Genomic DNA, 26333 nt, shown 5'->3' with positions numbered 1-26333 from the left:
CTCTTTATTCCTATTCCTATATAACACGAAATAAAGATAATAATAAAATTTTCTAAAACTGATGTAGCAAAGAAATTTGAAGTTCCCCATAGAATTTCGGGCAAAAAAATACCGCTAACCCGTCAATTAAGACGGATTAGCGATTCTATTTCAACAATTTGCGAACATGAATTTGCGATAGGTAATCAGGTATGGCTTCTGGGTCAATCTGACCTGTCTGGGCTTGCAATGCATTTAAGACACCCATTGTTAAACCAAATTGAATTAGTTCCACTGCTGATAATTGCCGCTGATGACCAACGGCAAAACCAGCCAAGACACTATCCCCAGAACCAACTGGATTTTTAGCATGGATATTAGGAATAGATGCTCGATAAATAACTGCTTCATGTTTTATAACAGCTCCATCTTTTCCTAGTGTTACGACTACCCAAGGGATATCAGAAAGAAGGGTTCGATGAGATAAAATGTCAACAATGGCTTCCACGCTGTTTGAGGTCATTTCCATCGCCTCGGCAAATTCCTGCTGATTTGGTTTAATTAAATATGGCTTCGCATCACCTTTTACAATTTCCATCAATAGCGATGCCTTCGTATCTAAAAAAACAGGAACCTTTTGTTGATTTGCCAAGCTAATAATTTGTTGATAAAAGGATACCGTTAAACCTTTTGGAAGGCTGCCTGAAATCGTCAATCTAGTAACTTTCCCCAATAAATTCTGCAGCTTTTGAAGAAATTGCTCTGATTCATCCTTGGTAATGATTGGGCCATTCTCTAGGATCTCTGTCTGTTTGCCATCATGTAAAACAGCGATGCAGTTTCTTGTCTCTCCTTGAATGGATACAAAATCATGAGCAATCTGTTGCTGCGATAATTCATCTACTATAAACTCTCCTAATCTTCCACCTAGAAAACCAGTTGCTGTGACTTGCTCTTGTAATTGATCAATAACTCTGGTGACATTAAGCCCTTTGCCACCAGCAGTCTTAGACACATGGGCAGCCCGATTCACATCATTTACTTGTAACGCTGATAATTGGTACTGCATATCTACCGAAGGATTTAACGTAACCGTAAGAATCATCGATACCACCTCCTCCATACATCTGTTATGCTTTCCCAGCACTCATACATATGGCTATTTTTTCGACAACTGCATCTTTCATTTTTGCTTTTGCAGGTGCCATGTACTTACGTGGGTCTGTTTCATCTGGATAATTAATCAAATGCTCTCTTAACCCTTGAGAAAACGGGATTTTCAACTCTGTTGAAATATTGACCTTTGCACATCCAAGCGAAATACATTTTTGTACATCTTGCTTCGATATCCCTGATGCCCCATGCAGTACAATCGGTATCGATATTAGATTCTTGATTTTTGTTAATCTATCAAAATCTAAATGAGGTTCTGTTTCGTATAAACCATGTCCTGTCCCAATTGCAACAGCTAAGGAATCTACCCCGGTTCGTTCCACAAATTCAACAACAGTATCTGGATCTGTGTATGCCGCATCTTTTGCTGCAACGACCATATCATCTTCTTGCCCCACTAATTTCCCCAACTCTGCTTCTACCGTAGCGTTATACGTATGCGCTTTATCGGCAACTAATTTTGATATAGCAATGTTTTCATCAAACGTTTGTTTAGATCCATCAATCATCACGGATTTCGTACCGAGTTCAAGTGATGCTGTAATCGATTCATAGGTTTCATGATGATCCAGATGCAATGCAATAGGGATCTCATGTTGCTTTGCAGCCACTTCTGCTATTGCTTGAATATAAGCACGCCCTGCATAGTTCATCGTCCCAGGAGTAGCCGCCAATATAACCGGTGATCGTTGTTCAGCCGCAGCTTCTACGACGGTTTGAATCGTTTCGAGATTATGAATATTAAAAGCTGGAACAGCATAGCTTTCTTTCCTTGCATTTTCTAGCATTTCTTTTGTATTTTGCAAGCAGGTCATAATTTTATACCTCCGTATTTTATTTGGTCAAAATGCTAAATACCCTCTGAATGATTTCCTGTTCGTTCTTTGAATTCAAAGGCTTTTATACTCACTTTCCCCTCTTGTATAACGTTCGAGACAAATGCTTTGACTGGAAGTTCTCTTTGAAACAAAGCACTAAGCAGCATCGGAGGATTTGTTCCACCAATTACATGCATGTATTCCCTTGTTATTGCTAATTGCGAGCTTACATTAAATGGGGTGCCTCCAGCTAAATCTGCAAAACAAACAACACCGTCTCCTTCATCTACTTTTTCAATTGCCTTAAGCAATGAGTCTTTTAACTTGTCTTGATCTTGCACAAAAGGGACAACCTCCAGACTCTCTACTTCTCCAGCAATTAGTTTAACGGATTGGTACAAACCAGTAGGGTATTTCCCATGGCCTGTTAGAACAATACCAATCATGTCATTCACCTTCCTTTTTCTTACAATTTCATTTTAATGTACGGAACGATTCGTTGCGCTTTTGTCCTAAGTGAAGAAAGTATTAAATTTGATGGTTGGATAAAACGCTTCTGATGAGAAAATTGTGTCTAGCTACGAGCGCCAAATACTAGGAGATTTCACGTCGTGTCTTACGATAAATCATCATCGATTTGCTAACGCTTATCGAGATTCCTTTATCTCAGGTACGCCGCTCCAATTTCTAAATTTTTAAACAGGCGCTCTGCGCTTTTCTTACTACATAATTCCAAAATAAGATCCAATCAAGCCTACTATTACGGTTATTCCTATTAACAAAATTGGCGAACGGCCTTTTTTTAATAACCAATAAATAAGCAGGGTATATATTAAAGGAAGCATAGCTGGCATGATCTGGTCTAAGATGTCCGTTTGAACATTTAATTCAGACTCTCCTTGTTTCCATGTATAATCAATTTTAAAAGTTACATAGGTGGCAATCAGCCCACCTACTACTGTTAACCCAACGATTGAGGCGGCCCGTGAAACATGTTTCGTTCCTTCCTTTAACTTGCCAATTGCCTTAACCCCGGTACGATAACCGTAACGCATTAATCCGAATCGAACTCCGAAATGAATAATATTAAACATGATCAAAAAGATAAACGGTCCGAGAATATTGCCCTCCACTGCCAAAGAGGCACCTATACTTGCTGTAATTGGCAATAATGTTAAATAAAACAAAGCATCACCAATACCACCTAAGGGTCCCATTGTTGCTACTTTAATGCCACGTATTGCTTCCCTATCCTCTTTCTTTTGCTCCATAGCTAGAATAATTCCCATAATAAACGTTACGAGAAAAGGATGTGTGTTGAAGAATTCCAAATGATCCTTCATTGATTTGCTTAAATCTTTTTTATTCTTATGAATAACCCTCAGTCCAGGCAAAATAGAGTATAGCCATCCAGCGGCTTGCATTCGCTCGTAATTAAATGAGGCTTGTAACAATAACGACCTCCATGCAAGACTTCGTATTTGTTTGGGCGGTAAGTCCTGTGCAGAAGTTGTATCCTCGTATTGATAATGATTAGATGCCATCCGTTATCTCCCCCTCTTCAGGTGTAGGGCCTTGCTTATGTTTGTTTTGATAATAGTCGTACAATGCGATGGCTAAACCAATTAAAGCAATCGCTAATATTGGGAGCTCAAGATAGGCAGCAAGAATGAACCCAACAATAAAGAACATGATATATTCGACCTTCATCATAATCCTTAGCAGCATTGCAAAACCTATTGCTGGCATGATTCCTCCTGCAACTGATAATCCATCAATAATCCATTGTGGAACGGTTTCTACAAAAGCAGCCGCTTTTTCAGCACCAAAGTAAATAGGCAAAAAGGCAATAACTGCATTAAAAATAAACAAGATTACTAGACCAAGATAATTAATTCTTTCAATCCCTTTTCCATTTGCCTCCAACGCAAATTGATCGGCCTTATGCATGACTGGTGCAAAAACGGTGAAGAATAATGTAATCAATCCCTGTACAGCAACAGCAAATGGGATGGCTACACCAACAGCAACATTCGGATCTTGCCCAGCTATAATTCCGAATGCGGTTCCAATAACTCCACCAATAACGACATTAGGAGGTTGCGCCCCAGCAAGCGGGACCATCCCCATCCAAATTAGTTCTAATGTACCGCCGACGATTAATCCTGTAGTAACATCTCCAAGAATCAAACCAACAACCAGACCAGTGACAACTGGACGATGAATATGTGTCAAACCATTATATAAATCTATTCCAATAATCCCTGCCCATAAAGCTATTAAAATAGCCTCCAGTAACATCCTTCACTCCTCCTTTTAAACATAGATTTGTAGGAAACACTTCAATTAAAGAAGATCCATGATATTTTGGCCTTTTTCATTCGGAACTCCCCGTAAGTCCATACTTACTCCTAATTGTTCGAGTTTTTTAAATGCACTTATATCAGCTTCATCTACAGAGACAGTAGAAGATATTTGCTTTTTCCCTTCTTCATAATGCATATTACCCACATTGATTTGTTCCAAGGGAACGCCACCTTCTTTTAATGCCAGAGCATCATGAACATCTTTAACAACCAAGAATATTTTCTGTTTAGGCGATGCTTTATGAATAACATCGATTGTTTTTTGTAATGAAAAATATCGTGCTTGTATGACATCTGGAAGTACCATATCCATTAGACTTTGCTGAACCTCATCTCCAGCAGCTTTATCATTCGCTACAACGACTAAATTTGCCCCTAAGTGATTTACCCATGTTACGCCTACCTGCCCATGTATTAATCGATTATCAATTCGTGTTAATAATATATTTGGTCCTGTCATATGATTCATCCTTTCTTTTAATTCTTCAAACATGTAAGTGCTATCATAATTAGTTATTTAGAGACTGCCCATAGTCCCTAAATGTTGCGGTACTCATAAATAGTCACCCCCTTAACCACTCGATTCACTTTTCCATCAGGACTTGGATTGTCCGGTGTAATTCCAAGTTGGATCGACTTCTTCAAAGCAAGGATTTGAGCGAAGATGATATAAAGAAAGGCCAAATAAAAGTCATTTCCAAGTGACTCTCCCTCTCCATTGACTGAAAGGGCCCAATCTGCCAGCTCCACTACTTCTGAATCTTTACTTTCCGTTAGTACGACCACCTTGCTGTTCTCCTGTGACAATTCCTTTAATATATCCAAATCATACTGTCTGGTATATGGATCTTGAGACATGAATAGAACAACGAGTGTCTGATCATTTAAGATTGATTTAGGTCCATGACGGAACCCTAAGGAGGATTCATGTACGGCAACAACTTTACCCGCCGATAACTCTAGCATTTTCAAAGCTGCCTCATGCGATAATTGACTTAATATCCCAGATCCCAAATATACAATTCGCTCCATATTCATATGAATAATTTCATCAACGATATCTGCTAAAGTGCTGATCAATCTTTCTGCATACGCAATGATTTTTGTAACTGAATTTCCAGTAAAAGGACTCGTGGTGAATGCCCCATAACCAACGATCATCATACTTGTAAAACTACTTGTCATCGCAAAGCCTTGATCATGTGCTTGTTCTGGTGTCTGTAGAATAAGGCTATTTTCATCATGCCTTGCATTCTCTGTTAACTCCCCATCTGGATTACAAGTGATAATAACTTGATAGAAATCCTTAATGATATTGCTAGCCAAATTGACTGCAGCTACACTCTCAGGACTATTTCCGGATCTTCCGAAAGAAACTAGAATAGTAGGTATTTCCTCAAATAGATAATCGGCAGGATTAGATACCATATCTGTTGTTGCAATCGCTTCAAATTGTATGTTCGCTTGATTCTCTTTTTGTAATACTGGCGCGAGTATATCACCCGCAAACGCTGAAGTACCTGCACCAGTAAAGACAACCCTTAATCGAGCATGCTTCGTGTAAATAGCTGAAAGAAATGCATGAATGTCATCCTTCCATTGGAATACGTTTTCTACTGCTTCTTTCCAAACATTTGGCTGTTGAGAAATCTCACGGGCTGTAAATCCAGCCATTTCATCTGCTAATTCTTTTTCTGATAGCTTAAACATCTTATTTCCTCCTCAACTGGTTATGTTGTCATAACCAGTATTGATAATTGAAAACCCTATTAAGAATGGAATGGCTTCCTAATAGAGTTTGTTTTACGTCAATTCCACTGTGTAATCAAATTTATCTCCTCTTGCTACACTTACAGTATATTCAATTAACTGCTCATTATGATAGGCGAATCTCCTGATTAACATTGCTGGCTGTTGAGCAGTTACTTCTAAGTATTCAGCCTCTGTTTCTCGTAAACTCGTTGCCGAAAACTTCTCTAATGCACGGGTAACAACAACCTGATAATCCCTAGAAAACACATCATACATTGGTGCCCTCATCAATTGTTCCTTGGTTAAATAAGGAAAAATTTTCTTTGGCAAATAGGATGTCTCATACATTAAAGCTTCATCATCTGCTAATCGTAAGCGAACCACTTGATATACTTCATCGAGGGGTTGTACATTCATTTTTTCAGCTAAGCGATCTTCAACCGCAATTTCTTTAAAGGACAAAACGCGTGTTGAAGGTGTTTTTCCTAGCTTTCTCATCTCTTCAGTAAAGCTATAAAGCTTTACTAGATGTTGATTGAACGTGGATGCAGAAACAAATGTCCCTTTACCATGTAATTTATAAATATAGCCCTCTCTCTCTAACTCTTGCAGTGCTTGCCTAACAGTGATCCTACTCAAATTATACATAGCGCATAGTTCGCGTTCTGATGGCAATTTCTCATGCTCTTGATATGTTTGCTCATCTATTTGTTTGATAAGGTTTTCCATCAATTGTAAGTATAAAGGTACCTTGCTTAACTTATCCAATTAGAGCGATATCCTCCTTCCAAAAGTGGTTATTACCAGTTCATTTTAGTATATAGCAGTTCAATGCATATGTAAAGGTCCCAACCAATAAAAGGAGTTTATTGCCTTAAAAGGAGGAATGAAAAAATCAGGAACTAACGCACGCTTTTTCTTATAACTAGTTTCGTAGAAATAAAGATCTTCTTTGCAATTTTCCTGCCTTCTAACCGTTCCATTAATGTATCTACTGCCGTTTCTCCCATCACTTCTGTATATACTTTAACAGTACTTAAGGAGGGAAACACATATTTCGCGACAGACATATCGTTCAATCCAATAACACTTACCCGTTCAGGAACAGCAATATTTGCTTCATGCAATGCTCGTAAGCTGCCAATTGCCATCACATCACTGCTAGCAAAAAAGGCGGTAGGCAAATGATCTCCTAATTGGTTAATGGCTTGCTTCATCAAGCGGTATCCTTCATCAACAGAAAAAGAACTAACAAAGATATAATTACAATCGAACATGGCCTTTTCTTTCATATACGTTATAAATGTTTTCTCTCGTAGGTCCGTACGTGCTACCTCCTCCCCTTTTAATTGTTCTCTACCACCAATAAGCCCAATGGATTCATGACCTGTATTCAAGAAATAATCAATAACCGTTTTGGTTGCTTTCTCAAAATCAATGATAATCGCATCATATTTATCTTCATCAGGGCTATCATCTACAAAAACCACATGAGGGCTCACAGTGGTTAATTCATTTAATTGGGTTGCACTGAATTTTCCTACGGCAATAATCCCGTCTACCTCTTCATTGGATATTTCATCTATGTTATCAAGGAAATATACATCGGATTGAATATTTAGTGCTTTACATCGTTCTTCTATTCCTAATCGTATGGATAAATAATACAAGTCACTTAATTCCTCTTTTTCTGTATACCAATGAACGATTGCAATTTGCTTACTACTATTCCGCTTTGTTGCCTTTTTCCGATAAGATAAATCTTCAGCCGCTTCGAATATTTTCTTTTTTGTTTCATCTGATACGGATAAACTTGCATCATAATTAAGTACACGAGAAACCGTTGCAGGAGAAACTCCAGCTTGATTCGCGATGTCTTTGATTGTTGCCACACCATCACTCCTAGACTACTTACTTCAAATCTATCATTATTTTACCATTTTTCTAACAGTATCGTCTGTTTAAGTCATAGAAAAAAGGCAGAATAACTGCCTTTTATAAGCCATATGAGGCTTCCTCCCATAATTAATCAATTGCTGCTTGGGTTCGATGCTTCTGATGAAAATAATCCATCTCAATCACTTTTCCTTTTTCGAGGCGTGAAGCCTCTGCTGCAAAGGCTATTAAATGACTTTCCAAAGATAATACTGCCGATGATTTACTTGTACTTTCCTTTCCATTAAACTGGCGAACCTCTTGTAAGAACTCCCTTACTACTCCTTCATCACCGCCAGCGTGGCCACTGTTCGGATTAGGGAGATGGATGACTGTTTCTTGTTTTGTTAAGAAATCATAAACAGAAATCTGATTTTCATCCATTTTTCCTCTGATTTCTCCTTTTGTTCCCATAATCTGTACGATTCTAGTCTGCTCCCTAGTGAACGCAGACATACTGAATGTTGCTGTTGCACCGTTAGCAAATTCTAAATTAACGACTTGATGATCAACCACATTATTATTTGATTGATAGACACATTTACCATATGATGTCGTTTCCAATGCATGAATAATGCCCTCACGTGTATGATCGGTTGTAAATTTCTTGGCCCAATTTCTTCCTTCTCCTAAGTAATACTTCCCGGCATGAAATGGACATTGGTATTCTACTGGACATCCGTCCAAACAACGAAGCGGGGCTCCTTCCGGTTTATTCCCTTCATGAAAATACAGGAGAGAACCAAAAGAACTAACTCGCTTACATGATTCGTCCATCAAATACATGATAATATCCATATCATGGCAGGATTTTTGCAGAATCATCGGGCTTGATGTGTCACTATTATTCCAATTTCCCCTCACAAAACTGTGCGACATATGCATAATTTCTACATTTTCATTTAACTGAATGGAAGCAATATCACCAATCGTACCATTGTGGATGATCTGCTTAATCCTTGACCAAAAATCGGTATATCGCAGCACGTGGCAGATGGAAAGAAGCCGTTGATACTTCTTCGCCTGCTCAGTCATCTGCACACATTCTTCAGCATTTGGAGACATCGGCTTTTCTAACAATACATGATACCCTTTTTCTAACGCCTTCATCGTCGGATAAAAATGCTGCCGATCCAAAGTACAAATAAAAGCCACTTCTGCATCCATATTTTCACTTAACAACACTTCCCACGAGGAAAAACAGGATGCCACTTCAATTTGATGTGAAGAAGCGATTTCTGCTCTTTTAACAGGATCCTTCTCCGCCACCGCAACAAACTCCAGTTCATGGGGAAAGTTTTTCGCATACGGGGCATATGCCCTTGCTCCACGATCACCTGCACCAATCAACACCGCTTTTATCTTTCGCAATAATCATCGCTCCTTTCTTGAATACTAGCCTTTTCGACCAGATAAGGCAATTCCTTCCACGAAAGCCTTTTGGAAGAACATGAAGATAATAATTAATGGCCATGAAGCTAAGAAGGTACCAGCCATAAGTACGGGATAATTCGTACTGTACTGTCCTTGTAATGATGCTAGCCCTGCTGATAACGGCATCTTATCCGGTGAACTATTAACGATCAACGGCCACAAAAAATCATTCCATGACCAAATAATTGTAAATATTGCTAAAGCAATTAATCCTGGTTTCGCAAGTGGCAGCATGATACGCCAATAGATTTGAAAATGATTACAACCGTCTATTTTGGCAGCTTCTTCTAATTCATCCGGCATCGTCATAAAAAATTGCCTCAATAAGAACGTTCCAAATGCACTGAATAATCCCGGCAAGATTAACGCTGTTAACGTATTAAGTAATTCGAGATTAGCAATAATTTGATATTGCGGTATTAAAAATGCTTGTGGCGGAATCATTAACACCGATAAATACAAGATAAAGAAAAAATTCCTTCCGGGAAATTTAATTCTTGCAAATGCATATGCCGCTAACGAACATAAGAACAATTGGCCAATCGTCTTTATTACAGTGGTAAAAAAGGTATTCCAATAAAATTCCGCAAAGGGAAAGGATGAGAATACTTCTTTATAATTACTCCATTGGAATACTTCAGGAAATATCTTAGGTGGTATTTGCGCTGCCTCACCTACTGTCTTTAAGGAAGTTAGTACCATCCACAGAAATGGTCCAACCATTACAATAGAACCGATGATGAGCAGGGCGTGAATCACCACTTTTCGTGTATTACTTATATTCTCCATCTTACCATTTTCCCCCTATTCATAGTGCACCCACCGTTTCTGTAACCTGAACTGTAGAATGGTTAACACGAGAATAACTAAGAATAATACAAAAGCGATGGCTGCAGCTATTCCTTTTTCTCCAATAACAAATGCATAATGATAGAACAAATAGATCACCGATTGCGCACTATCAATTGCCGGGTTTGTCGGACTTACCATCATAAAGATAAAGTCAAAAACCTGAAATGCCGAAATAAATGAAATAACAGCAACAAAGAAAATGGTTGGTGATAATAATGGTAGTGTAATCTTAAAAAAAGAATAAGTTGATCCTGCTCCATCTAGTGACGCTGCCTCATATAGTGACTTTGGAATCCCTTGTAGTCCAGACAGCAAAATAACCATATTTGTTCCTATTGCTCCCCATGTACCTACGATAATAATTGAGATAAGCACCCAATTAGGATCTGTTAGCCAATCTGGTCCTGGAATGGAGAACCAACCAAGAATGTGATTAATAATTCCATAATCGGCATTGTATAACCATTTCCATATCATTCCAATTGCGGCTGGCATCGTTACCACAAGAAGGAAGAAAAGAGTCCGGTAAAACGTTAGGCCCTTGATCTTCTGGTTTAGCAGTACTGCAACAATAATCGAAATCGCTATACTGATTGGTACCATTACAAATGCGTAAATTAATGTATTTCTAAAAGAATCCCAAATCTCAGGATTGGCGAACATCTCTTCATAGTTTTCCAACCCTGACCATGAATAACTGCCAAAATCTCCCCAATCATTAAAGCTATAAAAGAAAGTTTGGAAGACGGGAAAGATATAAAAGATTAATAGCCCCAATAAAGTTGGTGCAATAAACAAATAACCCCAATACATATCATTTTTTCTAAGTGTTGATTTTTGCTTTTTGATATCCACCTATGATCACTCCATTAATTTGAGCCACTTATCTATTCTTCTTCGAGTACTTTTTCCATTTCTTTATCAATCACTTCACTCGCTTCCTCTACTGTCATTTGACCAGACCAGGCTTTTGCTAAATTATCTTGAATGATGCTTGACCATTTATCCGTATCTTTGGATACGGGGTACGGTTCAGCAACTTCTGCCATGTCTAAAAATGCTTGCAAGTTAAAATTAGGCGTTGATTTCAGCCAAGCATCCTGCGTTCCTTCATAAGCTGGAATGATACCCGATTCTGCTTGCATAGTTGCTGCTTTCTCCGAACTTAAGAATTTCACAAATTCCCATGCAGCTGCCTTGTTTGCCGAATTTTTCGCTATTACATTACCTAAACCATGGATAACATTAGCTCGTTTTTTCATTTCTGGAAGAAGTGCTACATCAACATTCTCATTTGTATACTCATTTGCTTTAAACTGTGGAATCATATACGATGCCTGAAATAGCATTGCAACTTTACCTGACTCAAACATACTAGCCGCTTCCGTTGTTTCCATCTGCGCATGTGTTGGAGATACTTCATGCTTGTGTATAAGATCATGGTATTTCTGCAATCCTTCTATTGTATTTGGATCATCAAATCCCGATTCCTTTTTATCTTCTGAAATAACGTAACCGTTATTTGCCAATATCGTATTGAAATAGGAAGCCTGTGCATCCTGAATATATGCTGCAACCCCATAAATATCCTTATCTGGATTAGTCAGTTTTTGGGAAGCATCTACTAAGTCTTCCCACTTCCATGTTTCATCTGGATAAGATACACCAGCCTTATCAAATAGCTCTTTATTATACCAAAGACCAACAGTATCATAATCTTTTGGCAGCGCATAGGTTGTCTTTTCGTATTGATATAAGCCTAATAGCCCTTCTGGATAAGGTGATAAATCTAAGTTATCCTCTTCGATATACTCATTGATAGGCTCCAGCATGTCGTTGGATGCATATTTCACAAAGTTTGGTCCATTCATCCAAAACACATCGGGCAAACCTCCTCCAGTAGCAGCGGCATCTAATTTTGTAAAGTATTGATCATAGGGCGTAAGTTCTAACTTTACATGAATGTTTGGATATTCTTGATTAAATTCTTGAACGATACCTTTTAACATATCTTCTTGGTTTTTATCCCAATACGCATACGTGATCGTTGACTCTCCATCAGCAGTTGCATCTTCTTCCTGTGAACATGCGGATACAGCTATTAGGAAACCTAGAAGGATGATGATCCCCCATACTCTTCTCATATACTTCCCCTCCAACAATTCTGTTTATTATCCACAAATGAATGATTATCTTAACAACTTCCTATCAAGCCTGCCCCTATCACACCAGAATCATCTTTTAATTGGCTGAGTTGAATACGTTCTTCTGCTCCCTCCTGTTCTGGAATGAGACGCTTTCGTAATTCTGATTTTACTAAATCTAGTAAAATGGGATTATGGTTGATGACACCTCCACCTAATACAATTAAGTGTGGGTCTAGTAAACTTATAACAATATACATTCCTTGAGCAATTGCATCTACGATGGAAATCATAATCCGTTTTGCATTTAAATCACCTTTTTGATAAACCTGAAAAAAATCATGTGTAGATTGAATTTGCTTCCCTAACATTTGCCTAGCAATTCGTTCGATAGCTGGACCAGAAGCCACTTGTTCCAGTGAAGAATCGTCACCGAAGATATTTCGAATTGGATACATTCCCATCTCACCAGCAAAACCTTTCCCTCGAAGAAAAATGCCATTATGTATAATGGAACAGGCAATCCCAGTACTGATTGTAATATATACGAAGGTTGATTCTTTCTGTAACATAGCTTGCTCCCATTCTGCATAAGCAGCCATATACACATCATTTTCGATACTTATCTTAGAAATCGGAAACATTTCTTGTAAACGTGCTACAATTGGGAAATTATCCCAAGGCAAATTATTTTGATATACAGCCAATCCCTCTTCTCGATCGACTTTACCAGGAACACCTACTCCCATTCCTCCAACTTTGTATAATGGGATCTCTGCTTCTTCTATCATTCCATGGATACACGTGACAACTTGCTGAAACATCACCTCTTTATCATTGGTTATACTATTCACTTTACTTCTATGAACAATAGCACCTCGTTCATCCAAAATTACCGCAGCAATTTTTGTACCTCCAATATCCACCCCAATGGAGTAACTCAAACTTGTCACCTCATGTCTGCATCCAAATGTCTATTTAGTAAATTTATTAATAAATGTTTACTAATTATTTTTAATAGTAGCATATCCGATTTTTATTGTCTATAATTTTTAGAAAATTATCTATATATAAATAAAGAATAAAGTAAATTAGATTCCCTGCATATACGAATTTATTCGAATACAATTGTTCGGTTTTTAAGTAGTAATTACAATTGAATGGAAGACATGAAAAAAGCCTATCTATGTTTTCAACCACAGATAGGCTAGCTCTTTTCTAATCATATAGTAGAAAATTCACCCCTTCACAGATCCAGCCAATAATCCTCTTACAAAGTATTTTCCTAAGAAAATATATACGAGTAATGTTGGTAAGGCTGCAATCAAAGCACCTGCCATTTGTACATTCCACTGAACGATTTGGCTCCCAGACAAATTCTGTAAAGCAACCATAATCGGCTGTTGATCAGAAGTTGTAATGGTGACTGCAAATAGGAATTCATTCCAAATATTTGTAAATTGCCAAATGGCCACAACGACAAATCCTGTAATTGATAAAGGTATCATGATATGACGAAATATTCCCAGAAAACTTGCTCCATCTATTTTAGCTGCTTCAATCATTTGATCTGGTATATTGGCGTAAAAATTTCGGAACATCAATGTTGTAATTGGAAGTCCATAAACGACGTGGACAAGAATTAAACCGGGAATGGTATTATATAATTCAATTGTACGTAAAAATTGAATTAATGGAATTAAGATACTTTGATAAGGGATAAACATACCAAATAATATAACCGTAAATAAGGTATCTGCACCTTTGAACTTCCATTTTGATAACACATATCCATTCATGCCCCCTAACAAAGCAGATAGTATTGTCGCTGGTATAACCAAATAAATACTATTCATAAAGTTTGGAGCTAAATTAGCAAACGCTTCTGTATACGAACTGAAATCAATCGACGACGGCAAGGCCCACATTTGATCAAGGGAAACTTCATCTAATGGCTTTAGACTCGTTACAATAATGACATAGACTGGCATTAAAAAGACAATTGCTAATACAACTAAGATAAGATATTTAAACACTTTTCCAAGGTTAACAGCAGTCATTTACTGATCCCCCTTTCGACTGTTCCACAAATAAGGAACAATAAATACTGCTACTAATAAGAGCATAATAATCGCTATTGCCGCTCCATTCGCATAATAATTACCTCTAAATGTGGTTTCAAACATATACACCCCAGGAACATCCGTCACAAAGTTAGCACCTGGACCTGTCATTGCATAAATCAAATCAAAAATCTTTAAAGAAATATGTGCCATTATAATCACGACACTCATCGTAATTGGCAGCAACATGGGAAGTACGATCTTCCGATAAATTTGAAATTCGCTTGCTCCATCCATCCTTGCCGCTTCTCGTAATTCATCCGGAATTCCACGTAACCCTGCTAAATACATTGCTAAAGAAAAACCTGTCATTTGCCAAACAGCAGCAATAACGACTGCAATAATGGCTACTGGCAAACCAAATTCAATACTTCCCCATTCAAATCCCGCCAGTATATTTGTGTCCGTATACCATTTAGGCTGAATACCAAACACCTTTAAGAATTGGTTAAATCCAGTAGAAGGATTTAACAGCCATTGCCAAACAACCCCTGTTACAACAAAAGATAGCGCCATTGGAAATAGAAAGATATTGCGAAAGATCGATTCCCCTTTTAATTTTTGATCAATTAAAATTGCAATCCCTATTCCGAGTACAATAACAAGCCCAATAAATAAAACCGTGAAGAATAAGGTATTCCGTAAATCCGCTTGAAAGCGAAAATCGTTAAATAAATAAAGGTAATTTTTTAATCCAGCAAAGGAAAAGTCGGGAACGAGTGAATTATAATTACTTACCGATACGTATCCCGTCCAGCCAATAAATCCGTAAACAAAGATGAAAATTAAAATCAACGATGGAATCAAAAATGCAATAGCCGTCCATTGATCCTTGGAAAATCGTTTGCGTTTTCCGTTTATCGTATTTGCCATATAACCCCCTCCTTTTCAACGAATTTAAATAGGAAGAGACTGCCTGAAATGGGCAGCCTCATTATCTGCTTGGATTTTTGCTGGTTACTCAAGCCCAGCATTATCCAAAGCCTGAATTAAATTATCCACATTTCGTTGGGTAACAAAGATATTGACTGCTTGGTTTGCTTTTGTAAGAAATCCTTCGGATGCTGCTGAACCATGAGCAAGGCTAGGAACTAATCTGGAACTTTGGAATGCATCCATCGCATCCTTTCCGTATTGGTCATATTTTTCGGGATCTGCATCTACACGTGCCGGAATCGATCCTTTCAAAGGATTAAATGTATCCTGGCCTTCTACAGATCCTAACACGGTTAAGAATTCCTTTACTTCTTCTGGATTTTCTACGCCTTTTGGTAATCCGAACGTATCGGTAATGACTGCAAAGTCTCCTTCTGTATCAGGGAAGGCAAAATAACCAAAATCCTCATTTGTTTCCAATTCCAGATCATTGGCAAAATAGCCTTTTGCCCAGTCACCCATATTAATCATTGCTGCTTCCCCGTTTGCAACCAATTGTGCCGAATCCTGCCAGTTACGTGAAGCATGATCTTCATTTACATAATCTAGTATCTTAGCAAATTTTTCTGCTGCTTGAACGACCCGTTCATCATCAAAGCTAATTTCTCCATTAAATAACTTCACGTAATCATCTGGGCCAAGTTCACCTAGTAATACATTTTCAAATATTTGTGTAGCAGGCCATGATTCTTTATCTCCTAACGCCATTGGTACAACCCCTGCTTCTTGAAGCTGATCCGCTACTGCAAAATACTCGTCCAATGTCGTTGGTACTGCTATGTTGTTTTCCTCAAATACTTGCTTGTTATAAAAAATTACATTCCCACGATGAATATTTACAGGAACAGAGTAAATATCGTCATCCTTACTAACTAACTCAATTAACTCTTCTGGGAATTTATCCATCCATTCGTTTTCTTCATATAGGTCATTTAACGGCTCCATCTTATCTGCAGCAACCCAACTTTTATTTAACTCCTCCCCACCATGGACTTGAAACGTCGATGGCGGATCATTTCCTTGCATTCTTGTTGCTAACACTGCTTTGGCATTCGTTCCTGCTCCGCCTGCTACCGCAGCGTTTTCAACAGTTATATCTGGGTGTTTTTCTTCAAATAAATCAATTAATGCAAGTAAACCATCCTCTTCGCCCGCACCTGTCCACCAGCTAAATATTTCTACTTCCCCAGTAGATTCTGCCTCATTACTAGATGATTCATTTTCAGATTCTCCCGACGAATTTTCACTACATGCCGTAATGAACATCATAACTGCCATAAATGCGAACATCCCGTATAGCTTCCTCACGTTATATTTTCCCCCTTCGGTATGTTTTTGATAACGCTTCTATAACCATTATAAAACGCTATCAATGAGAGCTGGCGTACATTTTCTGCACTATCTTACGTTTTTCTTCACTTTCTTAAGATGGCTTGTTGATACTGCTTAGGTGATTGATTAACATGCTTCTTAAATACCCTGCTAAAGTAATTTGGATCTTTATAGCCAATCATAAAACTTATTTCTTTTAAGGAATAATTATTCGTTTCTATTAATTCTTTTGCTTTTTGTAAGCGAATCTGTGTTAGATAATCAATAAATGTTGATCCAACACCTGCTCGAAATAGATTAGAGAAATAATTTGGGCTAAGATTCACTTCTGCCGCAACCTGTTCTAATGTTAAGTTCTCATGAAAATGTTCATTCATAAATGTTTTTGCTAGATGGATCGAACGTTTGGAAGCAAAATAATCACGCATTTGCATACAGCACAGATGCAAATAGGAATACCAATCCTGACTGGACTGTAAAGAAGTCACTAATGTCTTTGGTTTTTCCACACCGTGACGAGCAAATAGCTGTATTAATTGAATATAAAGTTCTTCTTTATCCATTCCGGTAAGTTCTGATTCATGATTCTTAAAAAATACGATCACTTCTTCTTGTTTTCCTTGTTCTACTAAAATACAAATAGTGTTAATCTTTTCATCTGTTTGTTTGTCTTTGATTTTCCCCTGATAGAATCCATAATTCCGATTTCGGTCCGCGAATAAGTCGATACAAGCACGATATGCATTCTGATAAGAATGAGCTAGTTGGTCCATGTTTGCTGTCGGATTACCAATCCCAATATAACTTGCTTCTCCTAATTCAAGATGAACTTTTCTTGCGAGAACTAATAGATCCGATTTGATTAATTTATTTACTGAAAAAATACAGTTAACAATTACTTGTTCACTCGGAATTGATTTAAAGATACACGCTTTACTGCTGAGCACTGTTTTCAGTTGATACTCATAATCTTCTAGATTATGATCACCAGTCGCTTTGATTACAAAAAAACAGGCAGTTTCCATATCTGGGAACAATTGACCTTTTAGTTCTTTTATTCCTCTCGAATCTGATTGGTGCATTAATCGATCCAATAACTGTTCTTTTCGTAATACCTGAGACTGCAAATCGGATTGTTGTTCTTGATGGATTTCCTTGGAAACACGTAATAGTGTCTTCACTATTTCCTGCCTTCTTCCAGGCTTTAAAATATAATCCTTAATGCCAAATCGCATCGCTTCTTTCGCATATTCAAAAGAGTCATAGGCTGAAACCAAGATGAATTTTATTCGCTTATGCTTTGCTGAAATTTGCTCTATGGCTTCAAGTCCATTCACACCTGGCATACGAATATCCATAAACATAATATCTGGTTCTAATTGTTCTGCGAGTTCGACCGCCTTTCTTCCATTCATTGCTTCTCCTACCACTTCCATATCAACGAATGTTTCTTCAATAAACTTGCGCATGGCTTTCCTTTCTACCAACTCATCTTCAGCTATAATAATTCGCATCTTCATCCTCCTTCCCATCTTTGGGCAAAAGTAATCGAATTGTTGTTCCTTTCCCCGGTTCCGTATCGATTTCTGCAACATTCATTTGTTGATAGCATAGTTGGAGTCGGCGAATGACATTGGATAAACCGATTCCTGTAGAATGTCCTACATGGTTGATCGCTTTATTGGTTGTTGTAATGTAGCTTTGTGCATCATCTGGGTCCATGCCAATCCCGTCATCAGCTACTTCTGTAACTACCCATTTCTCGGATTCGTAGATGGTCAGCGTGATAGTTCCCCCTTCTTCTTTCCCTTCAATTCCATGAATAAATGCATTTTCAACTAATGGCTGCAGTGTCAGTCTTGGAACATCTATATCTAAACATGCTTCATCCACAAACCATTGAAACTGAATTCGTTCTGAAAACCGGACTTTTTGTATATGAAAATAGTCAGCAACTACATCTACTTCTTCACGAAGCGATACATTCTTATCAATGTGCCCGAGACTATGTCTTAGAAGCGCAGCAGTTGCATCAATGAGCTTTGATGTAGATGCAGCATCTTCTAAATAGGCCATTTTCGATACCGTATTTAACGTGTTAAACAAAAAATGAGGATTAATTTGATTTTGCAGATGTTTTATTTCCATTTCATTCACAAGTCGATCCAATTCTGATTGGTCTTTCATATCAGACACAAGCTGATGAATATCCAAACGCATTTTATGAAACGTATCCCCTAATAATTTCAGTTCATTATTTGCCTTAATATTAATCGGTGCGCCTACTAATTCTCCTGTCGAAACTTCTTTCGCTGCATCAGACAATTGTTGAATCGGCATCGTAATTCCTTTGGAAAACCAGATAGCAAAGAAAACGGCAAGTAATATCGTTGATAAAGACAAAAAAAGAATAAATAAAAAGAAATTCTGATTCCGTTCTTGCATGTCCTGATAAAACAGTTGATAGTCTGTTAGATCCCTATCTATTAATTCCAAAGTCGCTGCCTGAATATAGTTAGAAGCTGCACGTGTTTCCTCTAAATGCTTCGTATACTGTTCCATATCATCTTTAATTACAAAACCCATGGTTAACTCACTCTCGTAAATAAACGTTTCAATAATATGACGATAATTTTTTAACTCAATCGTGTTATCTTCATTAAATATTGCTAGCAATCGATCTTTTTGATTCTCCAACCCATTCTTCAGTTGGAAGTAGGACGTATCTTGTGCCGTATTTGAATTGTTAACATACAGTTTAAGTTCAGAATACAAGCTTTCTGTTTGTTGAGAGATAGTATTCAAGATTAAGAACCGCTCAAATCGTTTATTGTAAATAGAAGATAATTGATTAGAGCTGACATAAATAGATATAGCAGTAATTTGAAACAAAATAATAAACACACACGAATATACGATCAATTTCCCACGAATTGTCCTCATTTCCAATCACCACTTAGCTTTTCTAAGTTACCCTTCGTAATAATTGACGTATCGATAAATTTTTCATTTTTTAATAGATCCTTGTTTTGTAGCGTAATCAACGTATCGATAGATGTACGTCCCATTTGCTTCGGATATTGACTAATTGTTGCATCAATATTGCCTTGTTTTATGTATTCAACTGTCTCTGGTAAAATATCAAATGAAGTTATGTAGAGTTCTTTTTCTGGTGCGACCTCCTGCATTCCCTGAACAATGCCAATTCCATCTAGCGCACTCATTCCAACCAATGCTGTAATGGAAGGATGTTGTTTATAGATTTCATATGCTGCTTGTGCAGCACCAATCTTGGTAATCTGTGATTCCTTAATATCAGCAATTTCAATGCGTGGTGCATTTTTTATTTCTTCCTTAAATCCAGCAAGACGCTCCTTTTGGTTAATAGCATCTAATCTCCCCATAACAATACCTACACGTTGTTCTCCTTGTGTATGTTGTATAATTGTCTGCGCAGCTAATTGACCGGCATAATAATTATCCGTTCCTACATATGCCTTACGCTCACTACTTTTCACATCTGTATCAATCGTAATTACTGGTATATTTCGTTCAATTGCCTTATGAACAAGATCGACGAACCTATTTCCTTCTATCCCTTGAATAATAATTCCATCAACCTTAGCTGCAATCATACGATCGAATAACACCAACAACTGATCATTATCTGCCTTTTTCGGTGCAACATACTCTAAATATATCTCCTTTTCTCTAGCTGCCTTTTTTGCTCCATCCTCAATTAATCGCCAATACGCGTTTTCAGTTTCCTCCGCTATTAAAGCAAAATGATAGCGATAATTATCAGCTGCGTTATTATTGGTTTCTTCAATATAAAAAGTTTTATAGCCAAAATAGAGCATCACGCTACAACTTACAATGAATAAAATTGTAGCTAATAAAAAAATGAGTCGTTTTCGATAAATATTCATTTTATACACCTTCTTGAAAGCGTTTTATTTATTTTAGCATAGAATACATTCCCTACGAATGGTATCCATCCTATCGGTAGTAGCCACATTTAAAATACCCTAAAAAAATCCAAACTAATTTCCGAATATAATTATACAAAAATTAGTTTGGATATTTATGATCTATATTACGTTTGTACCCAAAGAAACCTAGGGAAAATAGGAATATCAAGCGAATGCTTCGTACATATACTCTTCTATCATTAGCTAGCTGTTCGCTTACGTAAGTCGGCTTCGATCTCTTCTAGACTACGCCCGCGTGTTTCAGGTAAGAATTTAATAACAAAGATAAGCGCGACAACGCCAATAACTGCAAAGATTAGAAATACTTGCCCAACACCTAAAGCTTCTGCCAACATTGGGAAAAACTGGGCAACTAGTAAACTTCCAATCGATAAAGCCAATGCAGCAATTCCTGTTGCAGCACCACGTGCGCGCATTGGGAATAATTCTGGAAGCATTACCCATAACACTGGTCCCCAAGTAAATGCGAAGAAGATTATAAATAAAGATAGGCAAGCGACGATGATCCACGCACCCAAGTTCGAATCTAAGCCAAGTGTCCAAATCAGTACGGCCATTATTACCAATGAAGCAACCATTCCGATATTACCAGTAATTAATAATTTTTTTCTATCAATTTTATCAATGATCATAATTGCAACAATTGTCATTAATACGTTAACCGAACCGATCCCCACTGTCCCTAGTATAGCTGTTACATCTCCTAAACCTGCTTGACTAAAAATCGTTGGTGCATAATAAATAATCGCATTGATGCCAATAATCTGTTGCAATAATGCAAATGTACAACCAATGATTAACGTTGGACGCAGCCAGGAGGAAGCTAGCACTTTCCATGTTCCTTCAGAAATACGATTTATCTCATGCATTTCATCGATTTCTTTATCGATTTCCCCTGATTTTCTTGTTAATTTCATTACACGTCTAGCAGCTGATTCACTACGGTGTTCCAGCAACCACCTTGGACTTTCTGGCATAAATAAGACACCGATCATTAATATTAATGAAGGTACGACAGCTAATCCCACCATCCAACGCCAGCCTTCTATTTCTGCAAAGGCATAGTTGACCAAATAGGAAGAAAGAATACCAATCGTAATCATTAACTGATTTAACGAACTTAATGAGCCTCGTGATTCTGTCGGAGCCATTTCTGATAAATATACAGGGACAATGGCAGTTGATCCACCTACTGCTAGTCCAATAATAAGCCTTCCGACTACAAGTGCTTCCATATTAGGTGCAAAGGCAAGCACTAATGAACCAATGATAAAAATAATAGAAATCATAAACACGAGCCGCCTACGTCCAAATTTATCTGATAACGGTCCGCTAAATCCAGATCCAAATATCGCACCGAATAACATTGAGCTAACTACTAACCCTTCCGTAAAGCTCGTTAATGGAATATCATTTTTAATGAATAGCAATGCTCCCGATATAACTCCCATATCATACCCATATAAGAGTCCACCTAAAGCACCGAAAAAGAAGATCATTTTCTTGTTTAGTATTTTACCCTTCATGTCATACAACCCTTCCTTTTCATATAAATTAGCAATCGTTAGCGCTTGCAAAAAACGTTTATAAACTATATCCCACTTTTGCAAGCTTCCCAAACATCTTAATTAATTAAATTAATTATCTAAATGAAACAATATCATAGACGTTATAGAATGAAAAGATTTAATATTATTACATAGGTTGATAGCTGGTTAGATTCGCAATTATTTTCCATTGTATCTCAACAAATGTTATAGTAAACTATACTTAATTAATTAAATTAATTATCTTCTTTTGCAAGCGTTTTAAACCAATGAAGGGGGTTTTTTATGAAATCGTCTGAATTACAAACGATGTTTCAAAATATCTTTCATACAACAAAGAAGCCACGGTTATTTTTTGCTCCTGGCCGAATTAACTTAATAGGGGAACATACCGATTATAATGGCGGGAATGTTTTTCCTGCCGCTATCACCTTTGGTACCTATGCTGCTTGTAGCAAACGCGAGGATAAACGCATACGATTCTATTCCAGCAATTTTTCTGAAACTGGAATCATCGAATGTGAATTATCTAATTTAAATTATCAAGCGTCCCATAATTGGGCGAATTATCCCAAAGGGATGATCCAGTTTCTTATTAATGAAGGGCATCTTATCGATCAAGGAATGGATATCTTATTTTACGGGGAGATTCCAAACAGTGCTGGACTTTCTTCTTCTGCATCCATTGAGATGGTGACAGGTGTACTTTTAGAGGGGATTTTCTCCTTAAATAGTAACCGAATTGAGATGATCAAGCTTGGTCAACGAGTAGAAAATGAATATATTGGGGTTAGTAGTGGAATCATGGACCAGTTTGCTATTGGTATGGGAAAGAAAAACCATGCAATTCTATTAGACTGTCAGTCTTTGAACTTTTACTATGCTCCACTAGAGCTTAAAGACCATGTTATTCTTATTATAAATACGAATAAGCAACGCACATTAGCTGGGTCAAAGTATAACGAACGACGAACCGAATGTGAGCAAGCATTATTTGACTTGCGGAAGCAGCTTCCCATAGCAAGCCTTGGAGAATTAACACCTGATGAATTTGAAACAAATGCCAAATGGATTAATAACCCCATCCATCAAAAACGTGCTAAACATGCGGTATATGAAAATGCTCGAACAAAGGAAGCTCTTGAAAAATTAAGAGTGAGTGACTTAGACCGTTTTGGAGAGCTGATGAATGAATCTCATTTATCGTTAAAATATGATTATGAAGTTACAGGAATAGAACTTGACACCATCGTAGAGGCTGCCTGGGATCAACCAGGCGTGTTAGGGGCAAGGATGACCGGAGCTGGCTTTGGAGGCTGTGCGATTGCGGTTGTGGAACGAAAATATACAGAAGCCTTTCGGAAAAATGTAAATACAATCTATGAAGAAAAGATTGGTTATCCTGCCACGTTCTATTCAGCTGAAATCGGTGATGGTGCAAAAGAAATCATAGAGGAGGTGGTATAATTGTCCATACTAGTCTTAGGCGGAGCAGGGTATATTGGTTCCCATGCAGTTTATCAATTAATTGATAAAGGAAAAGAAGTTGTTGTCGTTGATAATTTACAAACAGGACATCAAGCAGCCATTCACCCCAGCGCTACTTTTTATCAAGGAGATATTCGAGATATTGATTTTTTACATCATGTCTTTCACCAAGAAACGATTGAAGCAGTGGTCCATTTTGCTGCTAATTCATTAGTTGGTGAATCAATGGAAAAGCCACTCCAATATTTTGATAATAATGTGTATGGTACGCAAGTATTATTAGAGGTCATGGTCGAAAATCAGGTGAAGCTTATTGTTTTCTCGTCTACCGCAGCTACGTATGGGGAAGCCGATACGATACCAATTAAGGAGACAATGCCTACTAACCCTACTAATGCGTACGGAGAAACCAAACAAACGATGGAGAAATTAATGAAGTGGACGGCCCAGGCGCATGATATCCGTTTTGTATCACTTCGTTATTTTAATGTGGCTGGTGCAAGAGAGACAGCCGAAATTGGTGAAGATCATCGTCCAGAAACACATCTTATCCCGATCATTTTACAAGTTGCCCTTGGCCAGCGAGATGCGATAACGATTTTTGGAGAAGATTATCCTACCGACGATGGGAGCTGTGTTCGCGACTATGTGCATGTAGAAGATCTTATTCAAGCCCATATCCTTGCACTTGACTATTTAGAAAATGATGGGAAAAGCGATGTTTTCAATCTAGGTAGCAATACTGGCTTTTCCGTCAAACAGATGGTTGCATCTGCTAGACGTGTTACGGGAAAAGCTATTCCCGTAAAGATAGGCGCACGACGAGCGGGAGACCCAGCTGTACTCATTGCAAGTTCTGACAAAGCCAAGCAAGTCTTAGGATGGAAACCAACAAGGACTTCCATTGATACGATATTAGCCGATGCTTGGAATTGGCATCAACAGCATCCTAACGGCTATAAAGGAGAGATAAATCATCATGATTGAACAACTACTTAGTGGACTAATTAATCAAGCCACTCACGTTGGTTTAATCACCAAAGACGATCGTTTGTATGTCAGAAATCAAGTGATGCACCTATTAGATATAACTACGTTCCCAGAAGATGTCATACCCCTGGAAGCGTCCATTCCTGAACTTCTTGATCAAATAATTACGTATGCAATTGACCATAACGTAATCGAAGATATTTTTGATGATAAGGAAATGCTAGCAGCTTCGGTTATGAATTGTTTTGTTGCTCGCCCTTCCGAAGTGAATCGTACCTTTTATCAAAAATACGAACAATCACCTAAGGAAGCAACGGACTACTTTTATCGCTTGAGCCAAAACAGCAATTATATCCAATTAAAACGAATTAACAAGAACATTCATTTTGCATCTAGTACGCCTTATGGGGATATGGATATTACTATAAATCTTTCGAAGCCAGAAAAGGATCCCGCGCAAATAAAACGAGAAAGAGAACAAAAACAGAAGACGAATTACCCTAAATGCGTCTTATGTGTTGAAAATGAAGGGTATGTAGGAAGAATCGGTCATCCTGCCCGTGCTAATCACCGAGTAATAAAGGTTCCCCTGCAAGGAGAGAATTGGTATTTGCAATATTCTCCTTATGTTTATTATAACGAGCATAGCATTCTGCTTGCAGAAGAACACCGAAACATGAAGATCGATAGACAAGCATTTGAACGTCTGATACTATTTACGGAACGATTCCCCCACTACTTTATTGGATCAAATGCAGATTTACCAATTGTCGGTGGTTCCATTTTAAGTCATGACCATTATCAAGCAGGTAATTATCAATTTGCTATGACCACAGCAGAAAATGCGTTTACCTTTACGTTAGAGCGTTTTCCATCCATTCATGCAGCGGTTTTACAATGGCCATTATCGGTGATTCGTCTGCAAAGTCAGCATAAAGAACAATTGCTTGATGCAGCAGATCACATATTACAGCAATGGAGAGGTTATTCGGATGATGGTGCTGCTATCCATGCATTTTCCGGCAATGTTCCTCATAATACGATCACGCCAATAGCAAGATTGCATAAAAATGGAACCCATGAGCTTGATCTGGTATTACGCAATAATCGAACTTCAGAAGCGCATCCAATGGGAATTTTCCATCCACATGCAGACGTTCATCATATCAAAAAAGAAAATATTGGCTTGATAGAAGTAATGGGTCTTGCTGTACTCCCAGCACGTTTAAAAGAGGAGCTAGCTGAAATAAAGCAGCATTTGCTTGGAGAGTCCGCAGCTATTGCAACATATCATCAAGCTTGGGCACAACAACTACAGCAGCAATACGGTGTGATTAATGACGAGGATCGCGCAACATCCATTATTAAGGAAGAAGTAGGTAAGAAATTCACCAAAGCATTAGAAGATGCTGGGGTATTTAAACAAAAAGAAGATTTCTCACGATTTATAGACACATTAAATAGGTAGGTGA

General features: G+C 37.8%; 24 protein-coding genes. 3 read left to right on the top strand and 21 right to left on the bottom strand.

The annotated features are described in order from the left end of the window. Nucleotides 1-145 precede the first annotated feature (145 nt). From BN990_RS03470 to glcP, 21 genes are all read right to left on the bottom strand, one after another. A complete protein-coding gene (locus tag BN990_RS03470) occupies nucleotides 146-1084 on the bottom strand; it encodes a hexose kinase (protein ID WP_038242426.1) in 939 nt (312 codons plus the stop codon). Between the two features lie 25 nt (nucleotides 1085-1109). After that, nucleotides 1110-1967 (bottom strand): tagatose-bisphosphate aldolase subunit GatY, encoded by an 858-nt coding sequence (gene gatY, locus BN990_RS03465; RefSeq protein WP_038242422.1) that lies wholly within the window; start codon nucleotides 1965-1967, stop codon nucleotides 1110-1112. Between the two features lie 35 nt (nucleotides 1968-2002). After that, a complete protein-coding gene (locus BN990_RS03460; protein ID WP_021289670.1) occupies nucleotides 2003-2416 on the bottom strand; it encodes a PTS sugar transporter subunit IIA in 414 nt (137 codons plus the stop codon). A 276-nt stretch (nucleotides 2417-2692) separates the two neighbouring features. Then, nucleotides 2693-3514 (bottom strand): PTS system mannose/fructose/sorbose family transporter subunit IID, encoded by an 822-nt coding sequence (locus BN990_RS03455; protein WP_038242419.1) that lies wholly within the window; start codon nucleotides 3512-3514, stop codon nucleotides 2693-2695. After that, nucleotides 3504-4271, bottom strand: a complete 768-nt coding sequence (gene agaW, locus BN990_RS03450; protein WP_021289672.1) for a PTS N-acetylgalactosamine transporter subunit IIC — start codon at nucleotides 4269-4271, stop codon at nucleotides 3504-3506. The genes BN990_RS03455 and agaW overlap by 11 nt, the downstream gene beginning before the upstream one ends. 45 nt (nucleotides 4272-4316) lie before the next feature. Then, on the bottom strand, nucleotides 4317-4829 hold the full coding sequence (agaV, locus tag BN990_RS03445; RefSeq protein WP_234447052.1) for a PTS N-acetylgalactosamine transporter subunit IIB: 513 nt from the start codon (nucleotides 4827-4829) through the stop codon (nucleotides 4317-4319). Nucleotides 4830-4873: 44 nt separating this feature from the next. Beyond that, entirely contained in the window at nucleotides 4874-6046 is a 1173-nt protein-coding gene (locus BN990_RS03440) for an SIS domain-containing protein (RefSeq protein WP_021289674.1), read from the bottom strand. Between the two features lie 93 nt (nucleotides 6047-6139). Then, complete coding sequence (locus BN990_RS03435; RefSeq protein WP_038242409.1) at nucleotides 6140-6856, bottom strand: GntR family transcriptional regulator; 717 nt, start codon at nucleotides 6854-6856, stop codon at nucleotides 6140-6142. Nucleotides 6857-6990: 134 nt separating this feature from the next. Continuing rightward, nucleotides 6991-7980 (bottom strand): LacI family DNA-binding transcriptional regulator, encoded by a 990-nt coding sequence (locus tag BN990_RS03430; RefSeq protein ID WP_038242408.1) that lies wholly within the window; start codon nucleotides 7978-7980, stop codon nucleotides 6991-6993. 133 nt (nucleotides 7981-8113) lie between these two features. Beyond that, a complete protein-coding gene (locus tag BN990_RS03425) occupies nucleotides 8114-9394 on the bottom strand; it encodes a Gfo/Idh/MocA family protein (RefSeq protein ID WP_021289677.1) in 1281 nt (426 codons plus the stop codon). Between the two features lie 24 nt (nucleotides 9395-9418). Continuing rightward, complete coding sequence (locus tag BN990_RS03420; RefSeq protein WP_021289678.1) at nucleotides 9419-10246, bottom strand: carbohydrate ABC transporter permease; 828 nt, start codon at nucleotides 10244-10246, stop codon at nucleotides 9419-9421. A gap of 15 nt (nucleotides 10247-10261) precedes the next feature. Continuing rightward, nucleotides 10262-11122, bottom strand: a complete 861-nt coding sequence (locus BN990_RS03415; RefSeq protein ID WP_074436666.1) for a carbohydrate ABC transporter permease — start codon at nucleotides 11120-11122, stop codon at nucleotides 10262-10264. Nucleotides 11123-11196: 74 nt separating this feature from the next. Then, nucleotides 11197-12453, bottom strand: coding sequence for an ABC transporter substrate-binding protein (locus BN990_RS03410; RefSeq protein WP_038242384.1), 1257 nt, complete (start codon nucleotides 12451-12453; stop codon nucleotides 11197-11199). 50 nt (nucleotides 12454-12503) lie between these two features. Then, entirely contained in the window at nucleotides 12504-13397 is an 894-nt protein-coding gene (locus BN990_RS03405; RefSeq protein WP_021289681.1) for an ROK family protein, read from the bottom strand. A 294-nt stretch (nucleotides 13398-13691) separates the two neighbouring features. Next, nucleotides 13692-14444: a carbohydrate ABC transporter permease gene (locus BN990_RS03400; RefSeq protein ID WP_369759833.1), complete on the bottom strand. Its 753-nt coding sequence runs from the start codon at nucleotides 14442-14444 to the stop codon at nucleotides 13692-13694. A gap of 69 nt (nucleotides 14445-14513) precedes the next feature. After that, nucleotides 14514-15449 carry a carbohydrate ABC transporter permease gene (locus tag BN990_RS03395; RefSeq protein ID WP_021289683.1) on the bottom strand — a complete coding sequence of 312 codons (936 nt, stop codon included), beginning with the start codon at nucleotides 15447-15449 and terminating at the stop codon, nucleotides 14514-14516. An 84-nt stretch (nucleotides 15450-15533) separates the two neighbouring features. Then, a complete protein-coding gene (locus tag BN990_RS03390; RefSeq protein ID WP_101953546.1) occupies nucleotides 15534-16802 on the bottom strand; it encodes an ABC transporter substrate-binding protein in 1269 nt (422 codons plus the stop codon). A gap of 125 nt (nucleotides 16803-16927) precedes the next feature. Beyond that, entirely contained in the window at nucleotides 16928-18358 is a 1431-nt protein-coding gene (locus BN990_RS03385; protein ID WP_038242379.1) for a response regulator transcription factor, read from the bottom strand. Further along, the gene (locus BN990_RS03380; RefSeq protein WP_021289686.1) at nucleotides 18339-19787 is read right to left on the bottom strand and encodes a sensor histidine kinase; all 1449 of its coding nucleotides are present in this window, start codon (nucleotides 19785-19787) and stop codon (nucleotides 18339-18341) included. The genes BN990_RS03385 and BN990_RS03380 overlap by 20 nt, the downstream gene beginning before the upstream one ends. Further along, nucleotides 19784-20773, bottom strand: coding sequence for a sugar-binding protein (locus BN990_RS03375; RefSeq protein ID WP_038242377.1), 990 nt, complete (start codon nucleotides 20771-20773; stop codon nucleotides 19784-19786). The genes BN990_RS03380 and BN990_RS03375 overlap by 4 nt, the downstream gene beginning before the upstream one ends. Before the next feature lie 242 nt (nucleotides 20774-21015). Beyond that, on the bottom strand, nucleotides 21016-22362 hold the full coding sequence (gene glcP / locus BN990_RS03370) for a glucose transporter GlcP (RefSeq protein ID WP_038244820.1): 1347 nt from the start codon (nucleotides 22360-22362) through the stop codon (nucleotides 21016-21018). 306 nt (nucleotides 22363-22668) lie between these two features. Between glcP and BN990_RS03365 the strand changes: the two genes are divergently transcribed. From BN990_RS03365 to galT, 3 genes are read left to right on the top strand one after another with little or no spacing between them, the layout of a single operon-like run. Next, complete coding sequence (locus BN990_RS03365; RefSeq protein WP_021289689.1) at nucleotides 22669-23850, top strand: galactokinase; 1182 nt, start codon at nucleotides 22669-22671, stop codon at nucleotides 23848-23850. Continuing rightward, nucleotides 23851-24858 carry a UDP-glucose 4-epimerase GalE gene (gene galE / locus BN990_RS03360; RefSeq protein WP_038242374.1) on the top strand — a complete coding sequence of 336 codons (1008 nt, stop codon included), beginning with the start codon at nucleotides 23851-23853 and terminating at the stop codon, nucleotides 24856-24858. Continuing rightward, nucleotides 24851-26329 carry a UDP-glucose--hexose-1-phosphate uridylyltransferase gene (galT, locus tag BN990_RS03355; RefSeq protein WP_038242371.1) on the top strand — a complete coding sequence of 493 codons (1479 nt, stop codon included), beginning with the start codon at nucleotides 24851-24853 and terminating at the stop codon, nucleotides 26327-26329. Before galE ends, galT begins: the two co-directional genes overlap by 8 nt. Nucleotides 26330-26333 lie beyond the last annotated feature (4 nt).

Origin of the sequence: Virgibacillus salexigens, assembly GCF_000723585.1 — a bacterium.
Classification (GTDB): Bacteria; Bacillota; Bacilli; order Bacillales; family Amphibacillaceae; genus Virgibacillus; species Virgibacillus salexigens.
The sequence above is the reverse complement of the archived record's forward strand: the minus strand, read 5'-3'. Positions and strand labels throughout refer to the sequence as shown.

Bases quoted from the DNA above. Each gene is read 5' to 3' on its own strand.
- BN990_RS03395 (WP_021289683.1), bottom strand. From the start codon at position 15,449: ATGGCAAATACGATAAACGGAAAACGCAAACGATTTTCCAAGGATCAA.
- agaW (WP_021289672.1), bottom strand. From the start codon at position 4,271: ATGTTACTGGAGGCTATTTTAATAGCTTTATGGGCAGGGATTATTGGA.
- BN990_RS03470 (WP_038242426.1), bottom strand. From the start codon at position 1,084: ATGATTCTTACGGTTACGTTAAATCCTTCGGTAGATATGCAGTACCAA.
- BN990_RS03375 (WP_038242377.1), bottom strand. From the start codon at position 20,773: ATGAATATTTATCGAAAACGACTCATTTTTTTATTAGCTACAATTTTA.
- BN990_RS03440 (WP_021289674.1), bottom strand. From the start codon at position 6,046: ATGTTTAAGCTATCAGAAAAAGAATTAGCAGATGAAATGGCTGGATTT.
- galT (WP_038242371.1), top strand. From the start codon at position 24,851: ATGATTGAACAACTACTTAGTGGACTAATTAATCAAGCCACTCACGTT.
- gatY (WP_038242422.1), bottom strand. From the start codon at position 1,967: ATGACCTGCTTGCAAAATACAAAAGAAATGCTAGAAAATGCAAGGAAA.
- glcP (WP_038244820.1), bottom strand. From the start codon at position 22,362: ATGAAGGGTAAAATACTAAACAAGAAAATGATCTTCTTTTTCGGTGCT.
- BN990_RS03380 (WP_021289686.1), bottom strand. From the start codon at position 19,787: ATGAGGACAATTCGTGGGAAATTGATCGTATATTCGTGTGTGTTTATT.
- agaV (WP_234447052.1), bottom strand. From the start codon at position 4,829: ATGTTTGAAGAATTAAAAGAAAGGATGAATCATATGACAGGACCAAAT.
- BN990_RS03400 (WP_369759833.1), bottom strand. From the start codon at position 14,444: ATGCCAGTCTATGTCATTATTGTAACGAGTCTAAAGCCATTAGATGAA.
- BN990_RS03410 (WP_038242384.1), bottom strand. From the start codon at position 12,453: ATGAGAAGAGTATGGGGGATCATCATCCTTCTAGGTTTCCTAATAGCT.
- BN990_RS03460 (WP_021289670.1), bottom strand. From the start codon at position 2,416: ATGATTGGTATTGTTCTAACAGGCCATGGGAAATACCCTACTGGTTTG.
- BN990_RS03455 (WP_038242419.1), bottom strand. From the start codon at position 3,514: ATGGCATCTAATCATTATCAATACGAGGATACAACTTCTGCACAGGAC.
- BN990_RS03365 (WP_021289689.1), top strand. From the start codon at position 22,669: ATGAAATCGTCTGAATTACAAACGATGTTTCAAAATATCTTTCATACA.
- BN990_RS03415 (WP_074436666.1), bottom strand. From the start codon at position 11,122: ATGTATTGGGGTTATTTGTTTATTGCACCAACTTTATTGGGGCTATTA.
- BN990_RS03390 (WP_101953546.1), bottom strand. From the start codon at position 16,802: ATGTTCGCATTTATGGCAGTTATGATGTTCATTACGGCATGTAGTGAA.
- BN990_RS03420 (WP_021289678.1), bottom strand. From the start codon at position 10,246: ATGGAGAATATAAGTAATACACGAAAAGTGGTGATTCACGCCCTGCTC.
- BN990_RS03385 (WP_038242379.1), bottom strand. From the start codon at position 18,358: ATGCGAATTATTATAGCTGAAGATGAGTTGGTAGAAAGGAAAGCCATG.